We start from the raw sequence: 6,008 nt of genomic DNA, 5'->3' as shown, positions 1-6,008 counted from the left end.
AGCCAGCGCTGCTTCGTCGCGTGCCGTCGCAATGACCTTCCCTGCGCCGAGATGCTTTGCCAGCTGTACGGCCAGCCGTCCGGCAATGCCGGTGGCGCCGTTGATGAGCACGGTGTCGCCTTGTTTGAGCTGTGCGCGGTGAACAAGAGCCGCCCAGGCAGACATGCCGGGATTGGCCAGGGCAGCGGCAGCGATGTCGTCGATGCCTTCGGGCACCGGAATGCAATGGCCAGCGCGTACACGAGTCACCTCGGCCATGGCGCCAAAGGGCGCGCCAGGCAGAATGAAGTACACGCGACGACCGTCCTGCGTCACGCCGACGCCGTCCGAGCCGGCGATCGCGGGAAGCGAAGCGCTGGCGCTGTAGTGCGCGCCAGACGCACGCGCCTTGGTGAAGTGCGTGAGCGCCGCCGCTTTCACGGTGATCAGTTCTTCGCCCGCCTTGGCGGCGGGCGCTTCGAAATCGGCGAACACGGGCGACTTGCCCGCTTCGTAGACAACGGCAGCTTTCATGGGCGCTCCGAATAATCTAACATTGTTAGATCAACTCTAATCATGTTAGATTCGGTTTGCAACCCCCGGAGGCCTGCCCCCATGAAAGTGAATCGCGACATCATCGTGCAGGCCGCCTTGCGCCTTCTCGACGACACGGGCTTGGAAGACCTCACGCTGCGCAAGCTGGCCCAGTCCCTGGATATCCAGGCGCCTACCCTCTACTGGCACTTCAAGAGCAAGGACGCGCTGATCGACGAGATGGCTACGCTCGTCCTGGTCGGCGGCGCCGACCACCTCGTGCCGGAAACGCCCTCCGACGATTGGCGGGTGTGGGTCGCCACGTTCGGGCACGGCCTGCGCAAGACGCTGCTGGCCTATCGTGACGGCGGCCGTATGATTGCCGGCACGCGCCTCACCAACACGCTGTTCCAGGAAACCGCCGAGCGTATCGGTGGTCACCTCACGCAGGCGGGCTTCACGACGCGCCAGGCCGTCACCTTGCTGAGCGCGGTCTACACTTTTGCCGTCAGCTTCGTCATCGAAGAACAGGCCGTGTTCCCGAAGCCGGGCGAGCGCTCGCCGGCGTATGACATCGAAGTGAGGAAGACGCAGCTGGATCCCGATGCCTTCCCGCTGCTTCGCGAAGCCGGGGAGGTGCTGTTCGATCGGTTCGACCAGCGGTTCGATGAGAGTATCGACCTCATGCTTCGCGGTGCGGCAACGCTGTTACAGCGATAAGCTTCGTCGTACCGCGGTCGACAGCGGCGACCTGATACGGAGCGACACGATGCCTTTTCGTTTTGCCTTCTCGACATTCGCCGTTTGCGCCGCGATGTGCGCGTCAGCACGCGCACCGGCCACCGAGCATCCCGGCAGCCTTCCTGCCGACCTGCCCGCTTACATCGACCGCGTTCGCTCCACCTTCGACGTTCCCGRCATTGCCGTGGCGGTGATCAAGGACGGTAAGGTCGTGTTCGAGCAAGGCTCCGGCCTGCGCGACGTGGAAAAGCACCTGTCGGTCGACATCCACACGAAGTTCTGCATCGCATCGAATACCAAATCCGTCACGGCGACCGCCATYGAGATGCTGGCCGAGCGCGGCAAGCTGCATATGGATGACCGGGTGATCGACCACCTGCCCTGGTTCCGCATGGCCGAGCCCTATGCCACGCACGACATGCGTATCCGTGACCTGCTTGCCCACCGCAGCGGACTCGGGCCCCATGCGGGCGACCTCCTCTTCCTGCCGTCCACGCACTACAGCACGCGCGAGGTGGTAGAGCACCTCGCGAACCTGCCTTTGGCTACCGGCTTCCGCGAAACCTTTGCCTACGAGAACATCATGTTCGCCGTGGCCACGCTGATCGTCGAGCACGCCTCCGGCGAACGCTATGCCGACTTCGTTCGTGCGCAGATATTCGCGCCGCTGGGCATGAGCGATGCGTTGATCGACGGCTCGGAGCTCCAGCCAACGGATGACGTAGCGACCTCCTATATGCCGGAGGCGGACGGCCGACTCGGCGCCGTGCCTACGCTGGTGTGGAAGAACAATGCCGGCGCCGCAGGCATCTACGCGAGCATCGACGACATGGCGCGCTGGGCGGGAACCCAGTTGAGCCAGGGCGTGTTGCCGCAGCCAAAGGGCGCGCAAGCGCGGCTATTCAGCGCGGCAACGCAGGCCGACATGTTTAAGATGGTGACGCCGATTCCGATCGACGCGCCATCAGTCCCGGCACTGGCTGCAGCCCAGCCGAACACGTTCGGCTACGCCGCCGGCTGGTTCGTCTCGGATTTCCGCGGCCAGCACATGGTCTGGCACACCGGGGGCTTCCCGGGCACCGTGTCCGAGACGACCTTGTTGCCCTCCCTCGGCCTCGCCGTGGTCGTGCTGACCAACCAGGAATCCGAAGAGGCGTTCAACGCGATTACCTTCCACGTCGCGGACGGCTATCTCGGCAGGCACGATACCGACTGGATCGCGGCGTACTGGGCGTCCGCAAAGAAGCGCGCCGAGCGCCTTGCTGCCGACGATGCGATGCATAGCGCACGCCCCCTGCCCTTGCTCCAACCGACCCTTCCCCTCACAGCGTATGCGAGGCGCTATCGGGACAACTGGTACGGGATCGTGAACGTCGCCGTCGACGGCGACACGCTTCGTGTTCACTTTGCCGAGTCATCGCGCCTCGACGGCACGGCCGAGCCCTGGCACGGCGACACCTTCCGGATCCGATGGGACGACCGCACGCTACACGCCGACGCTTTCATCGACTTCGCTCCCGATGGACACGGCGGCATCCGTCGCGCCACGATGCACAGGGCATCGGCCCGCACCGCGCCAGCCTACGATTTCCAGGACCTCGACCTGCGTCCCCAATGACACCGCTGAGCTCGCTCCTCGAAGATGTCCGTGCGTGCACGCTGTGTGCCGCCCACCTGCCGCTGGGCCCGCGGCCAGTCGTGCAGATGTCCGCGTCGTCCCGCATCCTCATCGCCGGTCAGGCGCCGGGTCGGAAGGTGCATGAAACCGGTCTGCCGTTCAACGACGTCAGCGGTGACAGGTTGCGCCAGTGGCTGGGTATCTCGCGCGAGACGTTCTACGACGAGACGAAACTGGCGATCCTCGGCATGGGATTCTGCTTTCCCGGAACAGGCAGGTCCGGCGACCTTCCGCCTCGTCCCGAATGCGCGCCGGCGTGGCGCGCGCCCTTGCTAGCTCATCTAAAGAATGTGCAACTCACCCTGGTGCTCGGGCAATACGCGATGGCCTACCACCTGCCCGGCCGCGGCAAGACGCTCACGGAAGTCGTCACCGGATGGCGGCGCGACTGGCCGTTGATCGTACCGTTGCCTCACCCGAGTCCACGCAATCAGGCATGGCTCAAGCGCAATCCGTGGTTCGAGCAGGAACTGTTACCGGTGCTGAAGATACGCGTGGCCGAGGTACTCGGCGACACGGCCTGATCCGGCGGATCAGGCCTGGAACAGGCTGATCTGCGCCGTCGTGAGGTTGGCGAAGCTATCGCCCAGAGGCCCGAGGATCGCGTCCGCGATCGGCTGTAACTGGCTGGTGAGGTAATGCTCGTAATCGATACGTGACTCACGCGACTCGAGCGGCTCGGGCCCGTTGCGCGTCATCACGTAGCTGATCCAGCCACCATTCTGGTACTGCAGCGGACGCTGGCGGCGCGCATTGTAGTCGTCGGCCATGCGTGCCGCTCGCACCTGCGGGGGCGTATTGCTCTGGTAGTCGATCAGTTTGCCGCGCAGGCGCTTGCGATAGACGAGAAGGTCGTCGAATTCGCCAGCGAGCAGGCCTCGCGTGTAGTCACGAATAAACGCGGCATACGGCTGTTCCTTGAAGATCAGCAGGTAGAGCGCCTGTTGGAACTTCTGCGCCAGCGGCGTCCAGTCGCTGCGCACGGTTTCCAGTCCGCGATAAACGACCTCTTCTTCGCCGTTCTCCGAGACGACCAGCCCGGCGTAGCGCTTCTTGCTGCCCAACTCACTACCGCGGATGGTCGGCATGAAGAATCGCTGGTAGTGCGTGTCGAACTCGATCTCGAGCTTGCTCTCCAGGCCGAAGCTTTCGGATAGATGCTGGTCCCACCACCGGTTCACGCGCTCCACGAGATGGTCGGCGATGGTGGACGCCTCGGCTTCGCTGCGGCGCTGCTTCAGCCAGATGAAGATCGAGTCCGTGTCGCCGTAGATGACCTCATAGCCTTCGGCCTCGACCAGTTCGCGCGTGCGACGCATCACGTCGTGACCTCGCAAGGTGACCGCCGAGACGAGCTCCGGATCGAAGAAGCGGCAATTCGGGGCGCCGAGCACGCCGACAAACGAGTTCATCAGCAGCTTCAGCGATTGCGACTGCGCCTGGTTACCTTGTCGCTTGGCCTCGTCGCGACGCTCCCACAATTGGGTGACGATCGCAGGCAGGCAATGCCGGGTGCGGGAGAAGAATCGTCCATGAACACCGGGCACAGCCGCCAACGACGAGGTATCGAGGGCGCCTTCGGCCAATCCTACGGGGTCGACCAGAAAGCTACGGATGATCGATGGATAAAGGCTCTTGAAGTCCAGCACGAGGACGGAGTCGTACAGCCCTGGGCGGGAATTCATCACGAAGCCGCCGGGAAACGCTTTTTCCGCAATGTCACCGACATTCGGCGCGACGTACCCTTCCCGATGCATGCGCGGCAGGTACTGGTGGTCGAACGCGGCAATGGAGCCACCGAAGTGATCGGCCTGAAGGCCGGTCACGTGCGCGCGTTCCAGCAAGAAATCGAAAAGCTTAGCCTTGGCGAAGATCCGCGTGACCAGTTCGCAGTCTTTGAGGTTGTAGCGCGCGAGTGCGACTTTGTCCTCGTGGAAACGTCGTTCGATCTCGGCCATGCGATGGTAAGGGTCATCGATGGACTTGCCCTCGCCGAGCATGTTCTGAGCGACATTCTCGAGACTGTAGGACGAGAAGCTCCATTGTGCCGAGCGCACCGCTTCGATGCCGTCGATCACCAGACGTCCCGCCATGGGGGCGAAAAGGAAACCTTCCCGCCGCGAATGACCCCGCCACTCGATCGCTTGTGCACCGCGCCCCAGTAACAGAGGAATGCCGTACTTATCCGCGTGCGACTGAAGCAGGCGCAGATCGAACTGCACGAGGCTCCAGCCGATGACGGCGTCCGGATCGTGTTCGGCAAACCAGGCATTCAGCCGGTGGATGATCTGCGCGGGATCGGTGACGTACTCGAGATCGAAGTCGTCAGGCGGCGCAGCGTCCGCCGCGGGCTCGCCCAGCATGACCACCTGCCGCTGTCCGCAACCCTCCAGGGCGAGGGAGTAGAGGTCGCCCTCGGCGCTGGTCTCGATGTCGAGCGATACCACGCGTAACGATGGCCGGTAGTCGGCGACGGGCCTGAGTTTCGGATCCAGGATGGCGTCGCCCTCTTCCACACCGCCCTCCACGCTGACCGCGGCGGTGATGAAGCGCTCCATCATGTAGCGCTCGGGCGGGCGTATATCGGCTTCGTACAGCGGAACACCCCGCTCCTTCAGCCGTTTCTCCAGCAACATCATCTGCCGGTGACTGCGGGCATACAGGCCCAGCACCGGCTCCTGCTTAAAGGTTTTCAGCGGTAGTGGACGTATCTCCACCGAGGCCACCCTGCGCGCGACGCCATCGATGTCCGCCTGCTGCGACGCCCTGGCGAAGGCGACCGACTGCTGCGCCGTCATCACGACCCGTTTCGGCCCCTCGTCGGTGGCCAGCCAGAACTCGACATCGGTGCCGTGCCCCGTGTCCCGCCAATGGCGGGTAAGGATGAAACCCTGTCGGGTCGGGGAGGTCACTGCGGGATCCTGTCGATAGCTGCGAGGCCGCTGCCAGGGGTGAATTGTGCCATTCCTTCGAGGGAATAAGTCCTATTCCCCCGGCGCCACTACTCGCGTGGCGCGAGTGCCCCACTTCGTATTTCACCATCCCATCGTTTCATCCATCGAGGCTTCACATCATG

At 63.8% G+C, this 6,008-nt stretch carries 4 protein-coding genes and 1 pseudogene; 3 read left to right on the top strand and 2 right to left on the bottom strand.

The genetic code is table 11. From position 1 onward, the window contains the following. Positions 1–513 (bottom strand): annotated as a pseudogene (locus AC1DT2_RS14150) (hypothetical protein); the annotation flags it as partial. Between the two features lie 81 nt (positions 514–594). On the opposite strand from AC1DT2_RS14150, the gene AC1DT2_RS14145 reads away from it, so the two are divergent. From AC1DT2_RS14145 to AC1DT2_RS14135, 3 genes are read left to right on the top strand one after another with little or no spacing between them, the layout of a single operon-like run. Next, the gene (locus tag AC1DT2_RS14145; protein ID WP_063571259.1) at positions 595–1,233 is read left to right on the top strand and encodes a TetR/AcrR family transcriptional regulator C-terminal domain-containing protein; all 639 of its coding nucleotides are present in this window, start codon (positions 595–597) and stop codon (positions 1,231–1,233) included. Positions 1,234–1,282: 49 nt separating this feature from the next. Then, the gene (locus tag AC1DT2_RS14140; RefSeq protein ID WP_477296977.1) at positions 1,283–2,872 is read left to right on the top strand and encodes a serine hydrolase; all 1,590 of its coding nucleotides are present in this window, start codon (positions 1,283–1,285) and stop codon (positions 2,870–2,872) included. After that, complete coding sequence (locus AC1DT2_RS14135; RefSeq protein WP_477296976.1) at positions 2,869–3,456, top strand: uracil-DNA glycosylase family protein; 588 nt, start codon at positions 2,869–2,871, stop codon at positions 3,454–3,456. Before AC1DT2_RS14140 ends, AC1DT2_RS14135 begins: the two co-directional genes overlap by 4 nt. Before the next feature lie 9 nt (positions 3,457–3,465). On the opposite strand, the gene AC1DT2_RS14130 is transcribed toward AC1DT2_RS14135, so the two are convergent. Further along, entirely contained in the window at positions 3,466–5,844 is a 2,379-nt protein-coding gene (locus AC1DT2_RS14130) for a DNA polymerase II (protein WP_477296975.1), read from the bottom strand. Positions 5,845–6,008: the final 164 nt, after the last annotated feature.

The organism is Luteibacter sp. P4_E6, from assembly GCF_056401535.1.
Note: the sequence above shows the minus strand (reverse complement) of the source record. Positions and strands in the feature narration are given on the sequence as shown.